This window comes from Phenylobacterium sp., assembly GCF_037189685.1.
Classification (GTDB): Bacteria; Pseudomonadota; Alphaproteobacteria; order Caulobacterales; family Caulobacteraceae; genus Phenylobacterium.
The window spans coordinates 14,898-34,799 of record NZ_JBBCIT010000039.1 but is presented as its reverse complement, the minus strand read 5'-3'; the positions used below and the strand labels follow the sequence as shown (position 1 = coordinate 34,799).

Below are 19,902 nucleotides of genomic sequence, written 5' to 3'. Positions count from 1 at the left end.
ACTTCGAGTTCCCTTTCCATGTCCTCCCGGACGGCCCGCGGGCCTGCGGCCGCGGTGACACATTGGAGCTTGCCGGAGCTTGTCGGAGATCGACCGGAAGCGACCTTCGCGCCCCTGCCCGATCAGGCCGCCGGCGCGAGCGCGTCGCGGGCCTGGGCGACCAGCTCCAGCGAGCGGATACGCCGGGCCTGGTCGAAGATCTGGGCGGTCACGATGATCTCGTCCGGGCGATGGCGTTCGATGAAGGCCCGCAGGCCCTGGCGCACCGTGTCCGGTCCCCCGACCACCGCCTTGGAGAGCGGCGAGCCCGGCTGGAGGGTGGCGCCCGCCAACAGGCCGTCCGGATCCTCCCGCGGCGGCGGCAGGGGCCCGGGCTGGCCGCGGTGCAGGTTGAGGAACGCCTGCTGTATCGAGGTGAACAGGAACCGCGCCTCGGCGTCGGTCTCGCCCGCCACCACGTTCAGGCCCAGCATCAGGTGCGGCTTCGCCCCCTCGGACGAGGGCGTGAACTCGCGGCGATAGATCTCCACCGCCTCGTCCAGCATCTGCGGCGCGAAGTGGGAAGCGAAGGCGAAGGGCAACCCCAGCGCCGCGGCGAGCTGGGCGCCGAACAGGCTGGAGCCCAGGATCCACACCGGGACGTTCGAGCCCGCGCCCGGCACCGCGCGGATGGCCTGGTTCGGCTGCGGGTCGGCCAGGAAGGCCATCAGCTCCAGCACGTCCTCGGGAAAACGGTCGACGCCGCCGACCAGCGTCCGGCGCAACGCCCGCGCGGTGAGCTGGTCGGTGCCCGGCGCCCGGCCCACGCCCAGGTCGACCCGCCCGGGGAATATGGCCTCCAGCGTCCCGAACTGCTCGGCGATGACCAGCGGCGCATGGTTGGGCAGCATCACCCCGCCCGCACCCAGGCGGATCGTGGACGTGCCCTCGCCCGCATAGGCCAGGGCCACGGCCGTCGCGGCGCTGGCGATGCCGGTCATGTTGTGGTGCTCGGCCAGCCAGTAGCGCCGGTAACCCAGGCGCTCGGCCGCATGCGCCAGTTCGCGGCTCGCCCGCAGCGACTGGCCGGGGCCGCCGCCCTGGACGATGGGGGACAGATCGAGGACGGAGAGCGGGACCATGCCGCCCATTTAGGGGCTCGCGGGCGCTGGCGCGAGCCGCCCGACGGATTCGTGCGCCGGCCGGACGGCGGTTCGCCTTCGCCCGAACGTCACCCAGCGAGGCTCCGGAACCAGCGTCCGAGCATCCGCGCCTCCGCGCGCAGGCGCCGGGCGCGCTCGGCGGCCTCGTCGTCGACACCCCATTTCTCTTCCTGAAAGGCCTCGTCCACCCGGGAAAGATCGAACGCCTCGTCCGGCGACAGCCAGCCGCGGTGAAGCGCCAGCGCCAAGACCGCCGAGCCGAACAGCGGCGTGCCGAAGGCCAGCCCGGCCAGTTCGAAATCGCCCAGGGTCAGGGCCAGGCGACGCACCTCGGCCAGGGTCTCCGGCGGCTGGTCGCGGTGGACGATCCCCGCACAACGCTCGAAACGCAGGCCGGCCTCGGATTCCGCCCGGGCCAGCACCGGCTCCCAACCGGCCCGCTGGCGCGCCACCAGCGCCTCGGGCGCCTCGGCGAAGTAGCAGACGAGGTCCGAGCCCGCATATTGCGCCACCTGGTCGGCGACGCCTTCGCGGGCGGCGGGGATCGACTCGATGGCCGTGTTGGCGAGCCTGGTGGCCGGCATGGCGGCCATCTCGATCGTCTCGCCCTGCCCCGCCCACTCCTCGGCCACCTGCTCGGCGACGGCGCGGGTCGGCAGGATCATCCGCATCGCCCTGGGCGTGCGCAGGTTGCGGCCGTCCAGCAGCACCTGGACCCCGCCCTCGGCGTCGACGAGGCTCACGGCCTCATAAAAGCGCCGGGGCTTCTCGACCGGCTCATGGAAGCCTTTGCGCAGGTCCATGCCTGTCCTTTCGACTGCCCGGGATCGCGCGCTGAAATGGCGAGGAAACGCGCGGCCGGCAAGCGGCGACGCGAAGGAACCGCGAACGAACGCGAAAGGGAACGGCGTAGCGCGCGGGGATACTGGCGTCCGGGCGCGCCAGCGCCCTATTCAACCGCCAAGACGCCAAGGCCGCCAAGAGGCCCGCGAACCGGCGCCGGTCGCCTTGGCGCTCTTGGCGTCTTGGCGGTCATCTTACCGCGCCTGCGGCGCGTCTCTTCGCGTTCGTTCGCGGTTGGAGAAACTGGCGCTACCGCCGCCGGCCGAACGGCTCGGGGTCGGCCTCGTGCTCGTCGAAGCCGAAGCGTTCGAAGCCGGCCTTCAGCTCGGGGCTGATCGGGGCCTCCAGCATCAGGGTCCCGCGGGACGGGTGCGGCAGGACCAGGCGCCGGGCGTGGAGCTGGAGCCTGAGCCCCTCGGACAGCGCGACCGAGGCCTCGTCGTTGTATTTCGGGTCGCCCAGGATCGGATGGCCCAGGGCCAGCATGTGGGCGCGGAGCTGGTGCGTGCGCCCGGTGTGCGGCCAGAGCGCCATCCAGGCGGCGCGCGGGCCGGCGCGGGCCAGGGTGACGAACTCGGTCTCGGCCGTCTCGGCGCGCTCGTCCCGGGGATCGGCCGGGACCATCATCTCGCGGTCGCCCACGCCGCGCTTGGCCAGCGGCAGGTCGAGGACGCCCTCGCCCGGCTTGGGAAAGCCCGCGACGATGGCCCAGTAGACCTTCTGCGCCCGCCGCCGCGCGAAGGCGCCGGCCAGCTTCGCCGCCGCGGCCGGGGTCTTGCCCAGGACCAGCACGCCCGAGGTGTCGCGGTCCAGCCGGTGGACCAGCCGGGGCCGCTCCAGGCCCTCGCCCCAGGCCGACAGCAGGCGGTCGACATGCCGGCTGGTCTTGGTGCCGCCCTGCACCGCCAGGCCCGAGGGCTTGTTCAGGGCCAGGACCTCCTCGTCCTCGTAGATCACCAGGCTGCGGGCGAAGGCGATGTCCCGGTCGGGAAGCCGGCCCTTCTCCTGCGGCGGCGGCGTGTCGGGCAGCGGCGGCACGCGGACCTGGCTTCCGGCCGAGAGCCGCGTGTCGGGCCTGGCGCGGGCGCCGTCCACGCGGATCTGGCCCGAGCGGGTCAGCTTCTGGATCTGGATGTGGTTCAGGTGCGGCCAGCGGCGCTTGAACCAGCGGTCCAGGCGAACGCCCTCCTCGCCCTTGTCGACATAGAGGGTGCGGACCTCCCTCACGCCAGCCACCGGCGCATGAGGATGAGGCCGGCGAACAGCGCCGCCACCGAGAGCACCACCGACATCAGGCTGTAGGCGAAGGCCGCGCCCCAGGCGCGCCGCTCGATCATCAGCGCCACCTCCAGCGAGAAGGCCGAGAAGGTGGTGAAGCCGCCCAGCACGCCGACGCCCAGCAGGACCCGCCACTTCTCCTGGTCGGCGCCGCCGCGGAGCGCCAGGACGCCCACCAGGACGCCCATCAGGAAGCCGCCGACGACGTTGACGGCCAAGGTGCCGTAGGGCCAGCCCGGCCCGAGGGCCCGCAGCGCCTGCACCCCCACGAGGTACCGCGCCGCCGACCCCACCGCGCCGCCGGCGGCCACGAGAAGGAGAGTCTGCATTCGCCCGCGGTTATGCGCGGCAACAGTTCCTTTGCCAACGTCGGCGAAGGTGGCCCCATGTCGAGTCCCCCCTTCGACACGCCGATCACGCGCATCAGCGCCAAGACCGCCTCCACGGTGCTGGAGCGGCTGGCCGGTTCCGACCGCCTGGAACGGGGCGGCGTGTTCGTGATCAGCGTCGAGGCCATCCGCGAACGCTCGGGCGACCGCTGGGACAGGAAGCGGGACGACGTCTGGGGCTACACGGCCCGAAAGCTGAACGAGTACCTGTCCTACCAGGACATCCATCAGCAACTGAGCGACACCGACGTCCTGGTCGCCATGACCACCGAGGACGGCGTCGCCGCCCAGGCCGTGGGCATGCGGGTGCTGGAAGAGGTGCTGGAGTTCTTCCTGGGATCGGTCGACCGCCGCGACATCCGCATCAAGGCGGTGACGAAGATCGACGGCGACTACCTGAGTTGCGCCGACGTCGACCCGGATGCGATCGCCACCGCCCGAGCCACCGCCCGGGCCACCCCCGGACCGACCGAATCCGCGCCGGCGTTCTCGCCCTACCGGAACCGGGTCAGCGCCGAGCGCGAGCGCGAGAGGAACCCCGTCTCGTTCGTGGCCTTCAATGGCCAGGCGATCCAGATCGACTTTTCGCTGGAGCACGTGGTCAGCCTGCGCCACGGCGTCACGGCGGTGCTGAGGATCGAACCCACCGTCACCTTCCGCGACACCGGCGAGGTGATCCCCGTCCGCAAGTTCGGCCGGCTGGCCGACGAGGACATGCTGGCCATCGACCGCGCCACCGTGGCCTTCGGCGGGCTGTTCCTGCCCGAGGACGCGCGCAAGCAGCCGCCCGTCATCCTGCCCGTCTCGTTCCGGACCATGGGCGGGCGCAAGGGTCGGCACCTTCTGCTGAATGTGCCCGGCGCATCGAACGAACAGGTGCGCCAGGGGGCGATGCTGGAGTTCATCGACGTCGAGCGGGGCACGCCCTCGGGCCGCCTGGTCGAGGTGGTCAGCCTGGTGGGCGGGATCACCCGGGGCGTCCTGGCCCGCCTTCAGCCCAACCGCGAGGCGCTGGGCCCCGTCAGCGGCGCGCGCTTCAACGGCCTCGTCGCCGACTTCGCCGACCTGGGCCTGCCGGACCCGCAGCTGGAGGCCTTCATGCGGGCGATGGCGCTCCAGATGCGTGGGAAGGCGCCCGCCCTGATCGCCCAGGGCCTGGCCGAACGCCTCCATTTCGAGATGGCCGACGACGCCGGCTTCACCCACGCGGCGATCCGCGCCGCACCCAACACGGTCACCCGGCGCGACGTGGCCTAGACTCAGCGCCTCCCTCCGTCAGCTTCGCTGCCACCTCCCCCGCTGAGGCGGGGGAGGAGCGAGACGCATCCGCTCCTCCCCCGAAGGGCACACTTCGGGGGAGGTGGCCCCCGGACTTGATCCGGGGGACGGAGGGGGCGTAAGGGCCCCGGCCTTCTCTCTTCAGATACGCGCGCCCAGCGTGCCGCGGAGCGCGCGGGCGTCATAGACGTCGGCGTCGCGCGGCGGCGCGCCGCGGCCCATGACGACCTCGACGGTCGACGCGACGGCCGGGCCGCCGCCCAGGTTGAAGCTCGTGCCGACCCCGACGCCGACGCCACTGCGCCAGCCGTAGTTTCCGCCGCCCACGCCGACGCCGACCCGCGGGCTGTTGTCGGGGCGGCCCTCCATGAAGCGGTCGGCGACGCGGAACCAGTCGTAGCCTTCGGCGATCGCCAGGTCGGCGGCCCGCAGCAGGGCGTAGTCCTGCACCTGGGCCGGAGGCGCCCCGGGGCCGCCCCGGAACGTGACACGGTAGCGGCCCGGTTCGATGCGGTACTCGCGGTAGCCCACGGCGTCCGGCCCGGCGGCCGGCTGGTAGAGCGTCGGCGCCGTGGCGCAGGCGGCGAGGCTCAGCGCCGCGAGGAGAACGAGGATGGGGCGAAGCATATGGCGATCCAAGCGTGGCAGGCGTCCCTCGCAGCCCTTCTAGACCGAAACGGCGCATCTGGCGCGGCTGTTCCGCACGGCCGCCCCGGACACGGCCGCCCCGGACACGGGCGTCAGGCGAGTCCGAGGGCGGACACGAGGGCCGTCATATCGGCGGGGGGCGGCGCCTCCAGCCGCCTGCGCCCGCCGGCCGGGTGCGGAACGTCCAGCGCCGTCGCGTGCAGCATCAGGCGCGGGACCGGATGGCCGCCGACCACCAGCGCGCCGCCATAACGCGCGTCGCCCGCGATGGGCCGGCCGATGGAGGCCAGGTGGACCCGGAGCTGGTGCATCCGCCCCGTCTCGGGCGACAGCTCAAGGAGGGCCGCCCCGTCGCCGGCCGCGCGGGTGCGATAGCGGGAACGCGCCTGCTCGGCGTCGGGATGGCCGGCGTCGCAGGGCCGCATGAACGCCTCGCGGCCCTGCTCGTCGCGGCGCAGGGGCTGGTCGATGATCCCGGACCGCGGCTCGGGCGCGCCGGGCGTCACGATGGCGAGGTATTGCTTGGCCACCTTGCGCGCCATCAGCGCCTTGCCCAGGAAGCCGGCCGCGGGCTTGGTCTTCGCGGTCAGGATCACGCCCGAGGTGTCACGGTCCAGGCGGTGGATCAGGCGCGGCCGCGCCTTGCCCGGCTTCGCGAAGGCCCAGAGCAGCTCGTCCAGCGTATGGACCTGCCCCCGCCCGCCCTGGCTGGACAGGCCCGCCGGCTTGTCCAGCGCCAAGATCTCGGCGTCCTCGTACAGCACCAGGCCGCGGACGAAGGCGATCTCTTCGGGACTCAGGAGAACGGGTTTCGGATCAGGCTTCACCCGCCGGGCTTAGCGGAGAACGCCCCGCTTCGTCATCCGCCAGGCGTACACGGCGAAGAGGGCCAGGCTCACGCCGACGGCCACATTGATGGCGAGGCCCGAGGCCCCCATCACCACGCCGCCGTCGGACAGCAGGTGCGTGTAGGCCATGCTTGCCAGGAACCCCGCGATCGACACGACAAAGGCGTGCAGCGCCCACTTCGAGCGGAGGAGCAGGAGGAGCGACCCGGCCAGCGCGGCCCAGACGCCGATGGCCCAGGCCGCCGTCATCCAGGCGGGCGCGCCAGCGGCGAAGGCGACCTGCGCCTCGGTCATGCCGGCGCTGCGCATGAAGGCCTCGCCCCGGAAGTGGGTCATCAGATAGCCGAACGCGCCATAGCCGTTCCACAGCACCGCCACGGCCCCCACCAGCCACAGATGCCAGGGGGCGACCCCGCGCGGGGTGTCCGTCGCCTCGGTCATGAGAAGTTCCTCCCGCGCCCCGGGGCGAGGCTAGGCGCGATGGCGTAGGAAAACAATGTTCTCCCGCGTCTTCGCGCGGGCGCCAGCGCCTGTGTCGGCCGGATCGCGGCGCCCTTGCCGCGCCTGCAAATTTGCGATCAATTCGCATTATCAATCCGTGGGAAGCCGCATGTCCGATACGCTGGTCACCGCCCTCCTGAGCGTCGGCGTCGCCGCCGCCTTGGCGACGGCGGTTTCCGACCTCATCATGCTGGGCGCCGCGGGCTCTGCACGCCGCTACGATGCGATCGCCGCCATGCAGGCGGCGGGGCCGGGGCGAACCTCCCTCGGCCTGTGGCTGGGCGCGGTGGCGTTCCCCCTGTGCATCGCCGGCGCGGTCGGCTTGGCGGCCCGGCTGGCGGCGGCGCCTGCGGTTCTCTCCGGCGTGGCGACAGCCCTCCTGATCTACACGATCGCCGTCAGCGCGGTGTTCCACGCCCTGCTGGGCGGTCTCGGCTTGCCGCCTGCCGGCGCGGGCGGCGACGCCTCCCCCCTGCTCCGGCCGCTGGCGCTCCTCCGGCGGATATCCTTCGCTTCGCTCCTGCTGTGCTCGGGCGTCCTGATCTGGATCGCAGCGGTGACGCCGCCGCTGCGCCTCCTGGCCTTGGTCAACCCGCTCGTCCTGGCGGTCGGCCTGGGCCTGCTCGCGCGCATCCTCCCCGGTCGGGCGGGCCGCCAGCTCCATGTCTCGTACGGAAGCCTCAGCTTCGCGATCCTGTTCGGCGCAGCCCTGGTCGCCTTGTGACCTGAGCTACCCGCCCTTCTCGCGCCGGAGCGCGGCCCATCGGTCGAGGCGTTCCTTGATGCGGGCCTCGGCGCCTTCGCCGCGGGGCTGGTAGAACGTCCGGCGCGGCATCTCGTCGGGGAAGTAGTTCTGGCCCGAGAAGCCCTCGGCCGTATCGTGGTCGTAGGCGTAGCCCTTGCCGTAGCCCAGGTCCTTCATCAGCCGCGTCGGCGCGTTGCGGATGTGGGCGGGCGGCATCAGCGAGCCGGTCTCCTTCGCCGCCTTCATGGCCGCGCCGAACGCCTTGTAGACCGCGTTCGACTTGGGCGCGGCGGCCAGATGCACCACCACCTGGGCCAGGGCGATCTCGCCCTCGGGACTGCCCAGGAAATCGTAGGTCTCCTTGGCGGCGTTGGCGAGGATCAGGCTCATGGGGTCGGCCGCGCCGATGTCCTCGGCCGCCGCCCGGATCAGCCGGCGCGCGACGAACATCGGGTCTTCGCCCCCCGCCAGCATCCGCGCCAGCCAGTAGAGCGCCGCGTCGGGATCGGAGCCGCGGATCGACTTATGCAGCGCCGAGATGAGATTGTAGTGCTCCTCCCGGTCCTTGTCGTAGGCGGGGCTGCGCTTCTGGAGCACCTGGCCCAGTTCGGCGATGGTGAGCGGCTTCGCCGACGCGATGTTGAACAGGGTCTCGGCCAGCGTCAGCAGGTAGCGGCCGTCCCCGTCGGCCATGTTGACCAGCGCCTGGCGCGCGTCGGCCTCCAGGGGGAGCGAGCGATCCTCGTGCGCCTCGGCCTTGGCCAGCAGGCCCTCCAGCGCCGCGTCGTCCAGGCGCTTCAGCACATAGACCTGGCAGCGCGAAAGCAGCGCGCCGTTCAGTTCGAACGACGGGTTCTCGGTGGTGGCGCCCACGAGGGTGACGATCCCCTCCTCCACGAACGGCAGGAAGCCGTCCTGCTGGGCGCGGTTGAATCGGTGGATCTCGTCCACGAACAGCAGGGTGGCCTGGCCGGCCCGCCGCCGCGTGCGCGCCGCCTCGAACGCCTTCTTCAGGTCGGCGACGCCCGAGAAGACGGCCGAGAGCTGCTGGAACTCGTAGCCCGCCGCCTTGGCCAGCAGGCGGGCGATGGTGGTCTTGCCGGTGCCGGGCGGCCCCCACAGGATCATGGACGACAGCCGCCGCGCCGCGGCCATGCGCCCGATCGGCCCCTCGGGCCCCAGCAGGTGGTCCTGGCCCACCACCTCGTCCAGCGACTGGGGGCGCAGCCGGTCGGCCAGCGGCGTGGGCTGGGCCGGCGTCAGGCCCGCGGCTTCGAAGAGGTCGGCCATGCGCAGGGGTTTAGCACGCCCCGCGCCGCCGTCGACGCCATCAGGACGCGCCCGGCAGGGCGTAGTGAACCGTCGCGCCCGGCCCCAGCGGCAGGTCGAAGAAGACCCAGGCCACCGTCATGAGCACCCCCGCGCCCATGAACGCCAGCGCATAGGGCAGCATCATCGCCAGCAGCGAACCCACGCCGATGCTCGTGTCCCATCGCCGGCAGAACGCCAGGACCAGCGGGAAGTACGACATCAGGGGCGTCATGATGTTGGTGTAGCTGTCGCCCATCCGGTAGGCGGCCGTCGTCATCTCGGGCGAGATGCCCAGCAGCATGAACATCGGCACCACGACGGGGGCCAGCGCGCTCCACTTGGCCGAGGCCGAGCCGATGAACAGGTCCAGCACCGAGGAGAAGGCCAGCACGCTCACCAGCAGGAACGGCGCCGGCAGGCTGAGCTCCTGGAGCAGCTCGGCGCCCCGGATCGCCGCGATGGGTCCCAGGCGCGACCAGTTGAACATCGCCACGAAGTGCGCCGCGAAGAAGACGAAGGTGATGTAGGGCGCCATCATCCGCACCCCGTCGATCATCTTCTCCAGCACGTCGGACGCGCCCTTGACGACGCCGGTCCCGATCCCGAAGGCGATGCCGCCCAGCAGGAACAGCAGCATGAAACCAGCGATGAGGGCGCTGTAGAACGGTTGCAGCCGGGACGGCCCCTCGCGGCTCTCGTCGATCAGGGGCGTATAGCCCGGCCATAGCGAGAGCGCGGCGAACACCACCACCACCAGCAGGGCGGCCAGCCCCGCGAACTTCAGGCCGCGCCATTCGGCCGGCGTCAGCTCCGACTTGGCCAGGTCGGCCTTCAGCTCGTCGTCGGCCTCGCCGCCCCAGGGGCCGAGCCGCGGCTCGATGATCCGATCGGTCACGAACCAGACGATCGGCGTGAAGACGACGACGATGGCCAGGATGAACCACCAGTTGCCCAGAGGGTTCATGGTCCAGGCCGGGTCGATGATGCGCGCCGCCTCCTGGGTGAAGCCGAACAGCAGCACGTCGAGCTGGCCCGGCGTGACGTTGCCGGCGAATCCGCCCGAAACGGCCGCGAACGCCGCGGCCAGGCCCGCCAGCGGATGGCGGCCCACGGCGGCGTAGAGCAGCGCCGCCAGCGGGATGAAGACCACATAGGCCGCGTCCGAGGCGTGATGCGAGACCATCCCGATGATCGCCACCACCGGCGTCAGGATGACCCTCGGCGCATTGCGCAGGCTGGCCCGGATCAGGGCGCTGAGCAGGCCGACGCGCTCGGCCACCGCGGCGCCGAAGATGATGACCAGGACCTGGCCCAGCGGCGCGAAGCCCGTGAGCGTGCGCCCCATCTCGGTCAGAAGCCTGCCGATGTTCTCCTCCGAGAACAGCGACGTCGCCGTGAAGGTCAGCCTCCCGTTCGCCAGCGTGCCGTACTGGGGGGCCTCCGAGCCGGCATAGGCCAGCGAGGCGGACCAGCCCAGGGCCGCACCGATCGCGGACAGCACCATCAGCGCCGCGATCAGCCAGACGAAGATCATGATGGGGTCGGGCAACAGGTTGCCCAGCCGCTCCACCGCGCCCAGGAAGCCGCGCGTCCGCTGCGGGGCCGCGCCCGTGGTCTCGTCACTCAAGCTCGAACTCCCCCAAAACCGGCCAGGATCCGGCCGCCGTGGTCGCGGCGCCGGCCACCATAGCGCGCCGGATCAGCCCGAGAAGGTGGCGGTGACGATCCGCCCGTCGCGCTCGATGGCCAGGCGCCAGGTGCGCGCCGGCTGGCCCACCGCCGCCGCCAGATCGCGCACCGAAGCGATCTTGGCGCCGTTGACCTCGCGGATGATGTCGCCGCGGCGCAGGCCGATGTTCATGGCGACACCCCGCTCGACACGGGCCACCAGCACACCCTGGCCCACGAACGGGTCCAGGCCCAGCTCGTCGGCCACCGCCGGCGACAGGTTCACCACCGTGGCCCCGTCGAAGGGATGCCGGCCCGCCAGGGTGCGCTCGTCGCGCGCCGGGGTCGCCGGCGGCGGGTCGGCGCGCAGGGTGAGCTGCTGGTCGCGTCCGTCGGCGCGACGGACGGTGAGCGGAATGGTCTCGCCCGGCCGGGCGTTGCGCACCACATAGTTGAGGCTGGACGCGTCCACGATCGACCGCCCCTCGGCCTGCAACACCACGTCGCCGGTCCGCAAGCCCGCGCGCGCGGCGGGGCCACCCGGATAGATGTCGGCGATCAGGGCGCCCTGAGGCGTCGGCAGGTCGAGGCTGCGGGCCAGGTCGGCGTTGACGCTCTGGGTCCGCGCGCCCAGCCAGGGCCGCACCACGGCCCGGCCGCCACCCACGGCGGTCTCGACCACCCGGCGCACCACCTCGGCCGGCACGGCGAAGCCCACGCCCGACGACGTGCCCGACCGCGAGAGGATGAAGCTGTTCACGCCGATCAGGTCGCCGTCCATGTCGACCAGGGCGCCGCCGGAGTTGCCGGGATTGATGGCCGCGTCGGTCTGGATGTAGGCCGCGCCCGCCTCGCCCGTGGGGTCGGTGGCGCGGTTGAGCGCCGAGACGATGCCGTTGGTCACCGTCTGGCCGACGCCGAAGGGGTTGCCGATGGCCAGCACCAGGTCGCCCACCTGGGTGTCAGCGGAATCGTCGATGGCCAGCACGGGCAGGCGCTCGCCCGCCGGCAGCTCGACCTTCAGCACCGCCAGGTCGGTCCTCGGATCGGCCAGCAGGATGCGCGCGGGGAACTCGCGCCGGTCGTTGAGGCCGATGGTGATCTCCTGGCCGTTCTCGACCACGTGGTTGTTGGTCACCACGATGCCGTCCTCGCGGACGATCACGCCCGAACCCAGGGAGGCGGCCAGCCGCGCCTGGGGCACACCCAGGCCGAAGAGGGACCAGAAGGGGTCGGTCTGCTGGCGCACCAGCCGGCGCGCGGAGATGTTGACCACCGCCGGCGCCGCGCGCTGCACGACGGGCGCGAACGACACCTTCATCGTCGCGGCGTTGGCCGGCGGCGCGCGGTTCGCCGCGGGCAGGTTGGCCGCAGACCCACTTGCTCCAGATGGATTGGGCTGGGCCTGGCCGTCACGGGGAGAGCAGGCGCCCAGCAGCAGGACCAGGGCGAGGACGGGAACGCGGGACGCGCGCATGGAGTCTCCAGGCAGAAGAGGTCGGCGGAACGCTACGCCCCATTTCGGCGCAATCATGGCGAAGCCGGACGCCGGGGCGTCAAGCCCTGTGCGGGTGAGGCCCACTCGGTATCAGGTCGCCCGGGATGAAGCCACGCGGGATCGGGAGGCCCGAGGTCAGGCGTCCGGTTCGCGGGGCGGCGGCCGTGCGGCGCCCAGGATGAGCAGGAGCGCCAGGCCCATCATCGCCGCCGCCAGATAGATCGCCAGGCCCGGCAGATGGAATCCTTCGTGGCGGATAGACCAGGCGAACGCCTCCCCGAAGATCACGGGTCCGAAGATGGACGACAGGCCCATCAGCGCCTGATTGGCGCCCTGGAGCTGGCCCTGCTCGCTGGGCTCGACCTTGCGGGTCATCAGGCCCTGGAGACCGGGCATCATCAGGCTGGTGAAGGCGAAGACGGGCACGGCCAGCAGATACAGCGCTCCGGTCGGCGCCCAGGCGTACCAGGCGAAGCCCAAGCACCCCGCGGTCGCCCCCAGGATGACCGCGGTCTTCTCCCCGAACCGCTTCACGATCGGCCCCACCAGGAAGACCTGCACCACGACGCCCGAAACGCCCGTGGCCAGGAACGTCCAGCCGAGGACCGCGAGGCCCCAATCGTAGCGGTAGCCCATGTAGAGCACGAAGATCGTCGGCAGGACCACATGGGCGAGCTGGAACAGGAAGCCGACGCTGGCCAGGCGCAGCAGGCCGGGCCGCGAACGCAGCAGAACCAGGGAGCCCACCGGATTGGCCTTCTTCCAGTCGAAGGATTTCGTCCGCCGCTCGGGCGCCAGGCTCTCGGGCAGGACGAACAGGCCGTACAGCCAGTTGACGAAGGTCAGGCCGGCCGCGGCCACGAACGGCAGGCGCAGGTCGATCTCGCCGAGCTGACCGCCGATGAACGGGCCGAAGATGAAGCCGAAGCTGAAGGCCGACCCCATCCAGCCGAACACCTTGGCGCGCTGGTCCGGAGCGGTGACGTCGGCCAGGTAGGCGTTGGCGGTCGAGAAGCTGGCCGCCGTCATGCCGTTGAGGATCCGGCCCAGGTAGAGCCACCATAGACCGGGGGCCAGCGCCATGAAGACGAAGTCGACGGCCAGCCCGAAGAGCGAGATCAGCAGGACCGGCCGGCGGCCGAAACGGTCGGACATCAGGCCCAGGATCGGTCCGCAGACGAACTGCAACAGGCCCCAGGTCGAGGCGAAGACCAGGTTCCACTCCGAGGCCGCGGCCGTGTCGCCGCCCGTGAATTCCTTGATCAGGTTGGGCAGCACCGGGATCATGATGCCGAACGAGATCGAATTCATCAGCGCCAGGGCGAAGATGAAGCCGAAACTGGCCTTTCGGACCGCGGCAGACGGCCCGCCGGACTCCGGACTGGTCACGCTGTCCCCTCCTCCACGCGCCGTTCGGCGTCGTTTCATTGGCCGATCTTCCCGGCGGGTCGCCTCACGGGCCGGCCGTACGCCCACGATAGGACGCCAGCAGTCCCTGCCACCATTCCCCGAGGCGCGCCAGAAGCGCGTGGTCCGGAAAGCCGTGACGCGCGGCGCTGCCGGCCGGGACCTGATGGAAGCCGCGGTGCTCGACGCTGACGCGGGTTTCGTCGCCCACCGCCTCGAAGCGCACCTCGACCTCGGTGTGAAGGTCGGGCGGGAAGCTGGCCTGGCGCCAGGAGAAGACCAGTCGGTCCGGCGGCTCCCAGGCCCGGATACGGCCGATCTCGAACACCCTGCCGTTCGCCAGCGTCTCGGTCAGCCGCCCACCCTCCCCCGGCTCGAAGGCCAGCACACCGGGGTCGCGCGGCGTGGTCTGGAAAAGGCCGTTCGGCCGCCACCACGCGCCGATCTCCTCCACGAACACCTGGAAGGCCCTGGACGGAGACGCCTTCACGCGCAGGGCGACATAGACCTTGGAGGTCATTCCCCGGATTCCCCGGAGGCCTCGATGTGGGCTTTGAACGCGGCGAGCTGGGCGCTCCAGAGCCGCTCGCTCTCCTCCAGCCAGCGCAGCAGATGGACCATGGGTTCGGGCCTCAGGGCGTAGATGCGCACGCGCGCATCGAACTCGGGATGGGTCTCCTCCACCAGGCCGCTCCGGCGCAGGGTGCGCAGATGGCGGCTCATGGCCGGCGGCGACAGCTCCAGCGCGCGCGCCAGCTCGCCCGCCGCGCGCGGCCGCTCGGCCAGGAGGTCCACGACGCGGCGGCGGTGCGGATCGGCCAGGGCGGCCAGAGTCCGGTCCAGCTCGACGCCGGCGGGTGCGAGAGCGGGCGCGCTCACGCGGAGCGATGCATCGTGCCGGCGCCATAGGTGATGCCGATGAATCGGCTCGCCTCGGGCACGAGGGCGCGATGCCAGACGCCTTTCGGCACGATGCAGGTCGCGCCGGGGGTCATCTCCACCCGGCGCTCGCCGCCGGCTTCGTCGAGGAGCATCGTCATGCGCCCCTCGATCAGGACCAGCACCTCGTCGCCGCCGGGATGCATCTCCCACTGCGGCCAGTCGGCCTCGCTGACATAGGCCGAGACCAGGGTGCTCAGCAGGTCTGGATTGTCGTCCACCGTCTCCCAGAACCCCTCGACGGGGTGCCGATGGAGGCGGCCCTGGCCGTCCAGGCTGAGATAGGTGTCCTCCAGATCCAGCCGGGGCATCAGAGCCAGCCCGTGATCTTGAGGCCGCTGGCGGCCTCGGCCTCTTCGCGGCTCACTGCGCGGACCGCCTGGGAGACGGTCCAGATGTGCCCCTCCGGATCGCGGCAGCGGTAGGTGGCATCGCCGTAGAACTGCATCTCGGGCTCGGCCAGGATCTCCATGCCCGCCGCGCGGGCGCGCGCGCAGTGGGCGTGGATGTCGGTGTCGGCCTTGATGTGGACCGACTGGGTGACCTTGCCGCCGATCGAGGCCGGGCTCTTGTGGTCGTCGCTCCACTCCGAGCCGATCATGATCGCCGCATCGCCATAGCGCATCTCGGAGTGGGCCACGTTCCCCTGCCCGTCCTCGATCAGCATGAACAGCTCGAAGCCGAACGCGGCCTCCAGGAACGTCAGGGCCGCCTTGGGGTCGCGGTAGACAACCGCCGAGATCAGGGCGGGGCGCCAGTCAGCCATGGGGCGTCTCCTCGGGCAGCGAGGTCTGGAAGGTCAGGCCGCTGGCCCGCTCCATCTCGTCCGTGGAGACGACGCGCAGTTCCTGGCTGAAGTTCCAGATGTGGCCTTCGGGGTCCATCGCCCGATAGGTCCGCGCGCCGTAGAACTGGTCGGCGGGCGGGTCGGTGATGCGCGCGCCGGCGGCGCGGGCGCGCTCGCAATGGGCCTCCAGCCCGTCCGGCAGCGTGATGCGGATGAACTGGGTGCCGGCTCCGTCCAGGCTGGCAGGCGATTTCATCGCCGCCCCGCCGAGCTGTGGCCCCGCCCACTCTCCGCCGATGCCGATGGGCGAGCCCAGGGCCTCCATCTCGGCGTGCCCCACCTTGCCGTCGGCGTCGGTGACCAGGGCCGTGGTCTCGAAACCGAAGGCCGCCTCCAGCCATCGCATGGCCGCCACCGGGTCGCGGTAGAAGACGCACGGGACGGCGGCAGGGCGCTGGGGCATGTCGATCTCCTTGCGTTTATCGACAATATTTAACTCATATGGAAATCATCTCGTCAAGGCGGCCGCCACGTCCCGGATATCCCCCTCGTTGGGCTCCGGCGTCACGCCCAGCAGCCGGGCCAGGAGCGGATAGACGCTGACATTGTCGAACGCCGGCAGGACCACGCCGCGGCGGAACGCCGGCCCCCCGGCCACGAAGACCGCCGCCATCTCGGGGCTTTCCGGGTCGAACCCGTGGTTTCCCCTTTCCGACCAGCTCGGCCTGTAGTCCCGCGTCGTCAGCGACCAGCCCGTCTCGGGCAGGCAGAAGATCGGCGCGACGCGGGGATTGCGGCCGTAGCGGAAGCGCGCGGGGATCTCCGCCTTGCGCCAGCAGGCCATGTGGGTGTGAGGCTTCAGCAGCGCGGCCTCCACCTCCGCCGTCCGTCCTTCGGCGGGATAGATCGTCATGAAGGCGCCGGCCGCCAGGGTGCGCCATGCCGACCGCGGCAGGATGTCGTCCATGAAGATCCGGCGGTCTTCCGCGAGCGGCGCCATGCCGTGGTCGGAGACGACGACGAGGTTGGCGGCGAGCCCCCTCGCCTTCAGGCCCGCGGCCAGCCGGCCGACCTGCGTATCGATCTCGGCCACGGCGGCTACGGTTTCCGGCGCGGCCGGCCCGAAGCGGTGGCCCGCAGTGTCCACCGTGTCGAAGTAGAGGGTGAGGAACCGGGGTCGCCGGGCGGGCGGCAGGTCGAGCAGGGCCAGAAGGTCGTCGACCCGGGCGTCGTTCGGCCGCGACATCTGGAAGGCGCGCCAGTGCGTGGGGCGCACACCCCGGATCTCGGCCTCGGAACCGGGCCAGTAGACAGGGGCGGTGACGACGCCCGCGCGTTCGGCCGTCACCCAGATCGGCGCGCCCTGGTCCCACCACTTGCGGTCGCCCACGGCCTTGCGGTTCGACATCCGGAAGGTTTCGCCGGGGATCTCCGGATCCTCGAAGGTGTTCTCCACGATCCCGTGCCGGTCGGGCCGCAGGCCGGTGACCAGGGTGTAGTGGTTGGGGAACGTCTTCGACGGGAACGCCGGGCGGATCACGCCCCGTACGCCCTCGGCCGCCAGCCGCGACAGGTGGGGCGTGACCCCGCGGTCCAGATAATCCGGCCGGAAACCGTCGATGGAGACCAGGATCACCGGCAGTGGGGCGGGCGGCGGCCGGTCGACGGACGGCGGGGGCGTCGTGGCGCAGGCCGCGAGCGACAGGAAGGCGATTGCGAGGACGAGCCGGCGGAGCATTCCTGCAGCATAGCTCGGGGATACGACAGGCGCACAAACGCGAAAGGCCCCGGACGCGGAACGTCCAGGGCCTTGCCGGAAATCTATCGGCGGAGGCGCGGGCTACTCGTCCGCGGCGAAGCCCTGGTCGGCGGTGGGGCCGGAGTCCTTGCCCTTCTCGGCCGGGTCGCGGTCGACGAACTCGATCACGGCCATCGGCGCATTGTCGCCGTGGCGGAAGCCGGCCTTGAGCACGCGGATGTAGCCGCCGTTGCGCTCGGCGTAGCGGGGACCCAGCACGCCGAACAGCTTGCCGACCTGCTCCACGTCGCGGACCTGGCTGATCGCCTGGCGGCGCGCATGCAGGTCACCACGCTTGGCCAGCGTCACCAGCTTCTCGACGAAGGGGCGGAGTTCCTTGGCCTTCGGCAGGGTGGTCACGATCTGCTCGTGCTTGATCAGGCTGGCCGACATGTTGGCGAACATGGCGGTGCGGTGGGCGGTCGTACGACCCAGTTTGCGGTGGGCTTTGCCGTGACGCATCTCTTCGATCTCCTGGGCTCATCGGCCCGCCGGACACCCGATCGCCTGGGCGTCGCCTAAACCAAGTCCCGGCCTGCTCCCGCCCGGGTCAACACGAAGCGCCGGGGCCCTCCGCCGCTGTTGCGGCTTCATCGGGCCCGAACCGTCTCCCCAGGATGGAGGGACGGCCGGAGTCGGCGCGAAGGCTCTTACATCTGGTCTTCGAACTTCTTCGCCAGTTCTTCGATGTTCTCCGGCGGCCAGTTCGGCACGTCCATGCCGAGGTGGAGGCCCATCCCGGCGAGAACTTCCTTGATCTCGTTCAGCGACTTGCGTCCGAAGTTCGGGGTGCGGAGCATCTCCGCCTCGGTCTTCTGGATCAGGTCGCCGATGTAGACGATGTTGTCGTTCTTCAGGCAGTTGGCCGAACGGACGGAAAGCTCCAGCTCGTCCACCTTCTTCAGCAGCGCCGGGTTGAACGGAAGCTCCGGCTTGGCCTCGCCCTCGACCTTCTTCTTCGGCTCTTCGAAGGTGATGAAGATCTGGAGCTGGTCCTGGAGGATGCGCGCGGCGTAGGCCACGGCGTCGACCGGGCTCACGGCGCCGTTCGTCTCCACTTCCATCACGAGCTTGTCGTAGTCGAGCGACTGGCCCTGGCGGGTGGGCTCGACGCGGAAGGCGACGCGCTTGACCGGCGAATAGAGGGCGTCGACGGCGATCAGGCCGATCGGCGCGTCCTCGGGACGGTTCATCTCGGCGGCGACATAGCCCTTGCCGGTGTTGACCGTGAACTCCATGCGCACCGTGGCGCCGTCGTCCAGCGTGCAGAGCACGTGGTCGGGGTTCAGGATCTCGATGTCGGACGGGGCCTCGATCTGGCCGGCGGTCACCGCGCCAGGGCCGGTGGCGCGGAGCGTCATGCGCTTCGGCCCTTCGGCGTGCATCCGCAGCGCGAGCTGCTTGATGTTGAGGACGATGTCGACGACGTCCTCACGCACCCCTTCCAGGGACGAGAACTCGTGGACGACGCCGTCGATCTGCACCGCGGTCACCGCCGCGCCTTGCAGGGAGGAGAGAAGAACGCGGCGCAGGCTGTTGCCCAGCGTCACGCCGAACCCGCGCTCGAGGGGCTCGGCCACCAGACGCGCCTTGCGGGCGGCGTCGGCGCCGGTCTCGATTTGCGGCTTCTCGGGACGGATAAGCTCGTTCCAGTTTCTTTCGATCACGGGTGTCCCTCGAAAACGCAGGATCGCCGGCCGCAAATCCACGGCCGGCGTAAGGGAATAACAGCTCGAACGGCTAGACGCGCCGGCGCTTGGGCGGGCGGCAACCGTTGTGCGGGATGGGTGTCACATCCCGGATGGTGGTGATCGTCATGCCCACCGCCTGCAGGGCGCGGAGCGCGGACTCGCGGCCCGAACCGGGGCCCGAGACGTTGACTTCCAGCGTGCGCACGCCGTGTTCGGCGGCTTTCCGGCCGGCGTCCTCGGCCGCCATCTGTGCGGCGTAGGGCGTCGACTTACGCGAACCCTTGAAACCCATCAGGCCGGCGCTGGACCAGGAGATGGTGTTCCCCTGGGCGTCGGTGATGGTGACCATGGTGTTGTTGAACGAGGCGTTCACGTGCGCCACGCCCGAGGTGATGTTCTTGCGCTCGCGACGTTTGACGCGCGCCGGTTCCTTGGCCATCGATCAGCTCTCTTACTTCTTCTTGCCGGCGATCGGCTTGGCCGGGCCCTTGCGGGTGCGGGCGTTGGTGTGCGTGCGCTGGCCGCGGACCGGCAGGCCCTTGCGGTGGCGCAGCCCCCGATAGCAGGCGAGGTCCATCAGACGCTTGATGTTGACCGCCGTCTCGCGGCGCAGGTCGCCCTCGACCAGATAGTCGCGGTCGATCGCCTCGCGGATCTGCAGGACTTCCTGGTCGGTGAGCTGGTTGACGCGCCGGGCGTCCTCGATGCCGACCTTCTGCACGATCTCCCGGGCTTTCGCCTGACCGATGCCGTGAATGTACTGCAGCGCGATGACGACGCGCTTGTTCGTAGGAATGTTGACGCCAGCGATACGGGCCACGTGAGGTAATCTCCTGGATCTCACGACAGAAGCGCAAACGGCGCCCCGGCCCCTCTCTGCCATAGGCATAGGCCGGCGCGTCCCTCGCGCTCTTTCGCGGAAGCGCTTCGTTATATGGATCGGCGCATCGCCGTCAATGGCGGAAACGCGTAAAAGTGAACAGAAACCTACGCGCGAGAAGGGCGTCCCTCACCCGCGCAAAGCCTCCGTCGATCGCCGGAGCCGTTCTCCGGCGCAGCTCAAGCAAAGCACGGGAGGCCGAATCGCGCAACGCAAGGGACGATCACGCGTCCCGAGGCTGCCCCGGGGCG

General features: G+C 70.9%; 23 protein-coding genes. 2 read left to right on the top strand and 21 right to left on the bottom strand.

Annotated elements, in window-relative coordinates; all coding sequences use genetic code 11:
* Window positions 1-122: 122 nt before the first annotated feature.
* The 4 genes from WG212_RS20470 to crcB all read right to left on the bottom strand — a co-directional run bounded on the left by WG212_RS20470 (window position 123) and on the right by crcB (window position 3,592).
* Window positions 123-1,121 carry an LLM class flavin-dependent oxidoreductase gene (locus WG212_RS20470; protein WP_337188964.1) on the bottom strand — a complete coding sequence of 333 codons (999 nt, stop codon included), beginning with the start codon at window positions 1,119-1,121 and terminating at the stop codon, window positions 123-125.
* Between the two features lie 89 nt (window positions 1,122-1,210).
* Window positions 1,211-1,945 (bottom strand): ATP12 family protein, encoded by a 735-nt coding sequence (locus WG212_RS20465; protein ID WP_337188963.1) that lies wholly within the window; start codon window positions 1,943-1,945, stop codon window positions 1,211-1,213.
* Window positions 1,946-2,234: 289 nt separating this feature from the next.
* Complete coding sequence (locus WG212_RS20460) at window positions 2,235-3,212, bottom strand: RluA family pseudouridine synthase (RefSeq protein ID WP_337188962.1); 978 nt, start codon at window positions 3,210-3,212, stop codon at window positions 2,235-2,237.
* Window positions 3,209-3,592, bottom strand: coding sequence for a fluoride efflux transporter CrcB (crcB, locus tag WG212_RS20455; protein WP_337188961.1), 384 nt, complete (start codon window positions 3,590-3,592; stop codon window positions 3,209-3,211). The genes WG212_RS20460 and crcB overlap by 4 nt, the downstream gene beginning before the upstream one ends.
* Window positions 3,593-3,649: 57 nt before the next feature.
* Between crcB and WG212_RS20450 the strand changes: the two genes are divergently transcribed.
* Entirely contained in the window at window positions 3,650-4,909 is a 1,260-nt protein-coding gene (locus tag WG212_RS20450; protein ID WP_337188960.1) for a hypothetical protein, read from the top strand.
* 162 nt (window positions 4,910-5,071) lie between these two features.
* Here WG212_RS20450 and WG212_RS20445 read toward each other — a convergent pair whose 3' ends face one another.
* The 3 genes from WG212_RS20445 to WG212_RS20435 form a co-directional block, all read right to left on the bottom strand.
* A complete protein-coding gene (locus WG212_RS20445) occupies window positions 5,072-5,557 on the bottom strand; it encodes a hypothetical protein (RefSeq protein WP_337188959.1) in 486 nt (161 codons plus the stop codon).
* A gap of 113 nt (window positions 5,558-5,670) precedes the next feature.
* Complete coding sequence (locus WG212_RS20440; protein ID WP_337188958.1) at window positions 5,671-6,405, bottom strand: RluA family pseudouridine synthase; 735 nt, start codon at window positions 6,403-6,405, stop codon at window positions 5,671-5,673.
* A gap of 9 nt (window positions 6,406-6,414) precedes the next feature.
* The gene (locus tag WG212_RS20435) at window positions 6,415-6,867 is read right to left on the bottom strand and encodes a hypothetical protein (RefSeq protein ID WP_337188957.1); all 453 of its coding nucleotides are present in this window, start codon (window positions 6,865-6,867) and stop codon (window positions 6,415-6,417) included.
* Window positions 6,868-7,036: 169 nt separating this feature from the next.
* On the opposite strand from WG212_RS20435, the gene WG212_RS20430 reads away from it, so the two are divergent.
* Window positions 7,037-7,651 carry a hypothetical protein gene (locus tag WG212_RS20430; protein WP_337188956.1) on the top strand — a complete coding sequence of 205 codons (615 nt, stop codon included), beginning with the start codon at window positions 7,037-7,039 and terminating at the stop codon, window positions 7,649-7,651.
* Between the two features lie 6 nt (window positions 7,652-7,657).
* Here the strand turns inward: WG212_RS20430 and WG212_RS20425 are convergent, their stop codons facing one another.
* The 14 genes from WG212_RS20425 to rpsM all read right to left on the bottom strand — a co-directional run bounded on the left by WG212_RS20425 (window position 7,658) and on the right by rpsM (window position 19,591).
* On the bottom strand, window positions 7,658-8,962 hold the full coding sequence (locus WG212_RS20425; protein WP_337188955.1) for a replication-associated recombination protein A: 1,305 nt from the start codon (window positions 8,960-8,962) through the stop codon (window positions 7,658-7,660).
* 40 nt (window positions 8,963-9,002) lie between these two features.
* The gene (locus WG212_RS20420; protein WP_337188954.1) at window positions 9,003-10,610 is read right to left on the bottom strand and encodes an AbgT family transporter; all 1,608 of its coding nucleotides are present in this window, start codon (window positions 10,608-10,610) and stop codon (window positions 9,003-9,005) included.
* Between the two features lie 72 nt (window positions 10,611-10,682).
* The gene (locus WG212_RS20415; RefSeq protein WP_337188953.1) at window positions 10,683-12,128 is read right to left on the bottom strand and encodes a Do family serine endopeptidase; all 1,446 of its coding nucleotides are present in this window, start codon (window positions 12,126-12,128) and stop codon (window positions 10,683-10,685) included.
* 156 nt (window positions 12,129-12,284) lie between these two features.
* Window positions 12,285-13,538: a TCR/Tet family MFS transporter gene (locus WG212_RS20410; RefSeq protein WP_337188952.1), complete on the bottom strand. Its 1,254-nt coding sequence runs from the start codon at window positions 13,536-13,538 to the stop codon at window positions 12,285-12,287.
* 64 nt (window positions 13,539-13,602) lie between these two features.
* Window positions 13,603-14,076, bottom strand: coding sequence for an SRPBCC family protein (locus WG212_RS20405; protein ID WP_337188951.1), 474 nt, complete (start codon window positions 14,074-14,076; stop codon window positions 13,603-13,605).
* The gene (locus WG212_RS20400; RefSeq protein ID WP_337188950.1) at window positions 14,073-14,435 is read right to left on the bottom strand and encodes a metalloregulator ArsR/SmtB family transcription factor; all 363 of its coding nucleotides are present in this window, start codon (window positions 14,433-14,435) and stop codon (window positions 14,073-14,075) included. Before WG212_RS20400 ends, WG212_RS20405 begins: the two co-directional genes overlap by 4 nt.
* On the bottom strand, window positions 14,432-14,806 hold the full coding sequence (locus WG212_RS20395; RefSeq protein ID WP_337188949.1) for a cupin domain-containing protein: 375 nt from the start codon (window positions 14,804-14,806) through the stop codon (window positions 14,432-14,434). Before WG212_RS20395 ends, WG212_RS20400 begins: the two co-directional genes overlap by 4 nt.
* Window positions 14,806-15,261, bottom strand: coding sequence for a VOC family protein (locus tag WG212_RS20390; RefSeq protein ID WP_337188948.1), 456 nt, complete (start codon window positions 15,259-15,261; stop codon window positions 14,806-14,808). Before WG212_RS20390 ends, WG212_RS20395 begins: the two co-directional genes overlap by 1 nt.
* Window positions 15,254-15,745 carry a VOC family protein gene (locus WG212_RS20385; protein ID WP_337188947.1) on the bottom strand — a complete coding sequence of 164 codons (492 nt, stop codon included), beginning with the start codon at window positions 15,743-15,745 and terminating at the stop codon, window positions 15,254-15,256. The genes WG212_RS20390 and WG212_RS20385 overlap by 8 nt, the downstream gene beginning before the upstream one ends.
* A gap of 45 nt (window positions 15,746-15,790) precedes the next feature.
* Window positions 15,791-17,020 (bottom strand): ectonucleotide pyrophosphatase/phosphodiesterase, encoded by a 1,230-nt coding sequence (locus tag WG212_RS20380; protein ID WP_337188946.1) that lies wholly within the window; start codon window positions 17,018-17,020, stop codon window positions 15,791-15,793.
* Window positions 17,021-17,122: 102 nt separating this feature from the next.
* Window positions 17,123-17,542: a 50S ribosomal protein L17 gene (gene rplQ, locus WG212_RS20375; RefSeq protein WP_337188945.1), complete on the bottom strand. Its 420-nt coding sequence runs from the start codon at window positions 17,540-17,542 to the stop codon at window positions 17,123-17,125.
* 188 nt (window positions 17,543-17,730) lie between these two features.
* Window positions 17,731-18,747 carry a DNA-directed RNA polymerase subunit alpha gene (locus WG212_RS20370; protein ID WP_293384152.1) on the bottom strand — a complete coding sequence of 339 codons (1,017 nt, stop codon included), beginning with the start codon at window positions 18,745-18,747 and terminating at the stop codon, window positions 17,731-17,733.
* A gap of 73 nt (window positions 18,748-18,820) precedes the next feature.
* Complete coding sequence (gene rpsK / locus WG212_RS20365; protein ID WP_012521811.1) at window positions 18,821-19,210, bottom strand: 30S ribosomal protein S11; 390 nt, start codon at window positions 19,208-19,210, stop codon at window positions 18,821-18,823.
* A 12-nt stretch (window positions 19,211-19,222) separates the two neighbouring features.
* Entirely contained in the window at window positions 19,223-19,591 is a 369-nt protein-coding gene (rpsM, locus tag WG212_RS20360; RefSeq protein ID WP_293384155.1) for a 30S ribosomal protein S13, read from the bottom strand.
* Window positions 19,592-19,902: the final 311 nt, after the last annotated feature.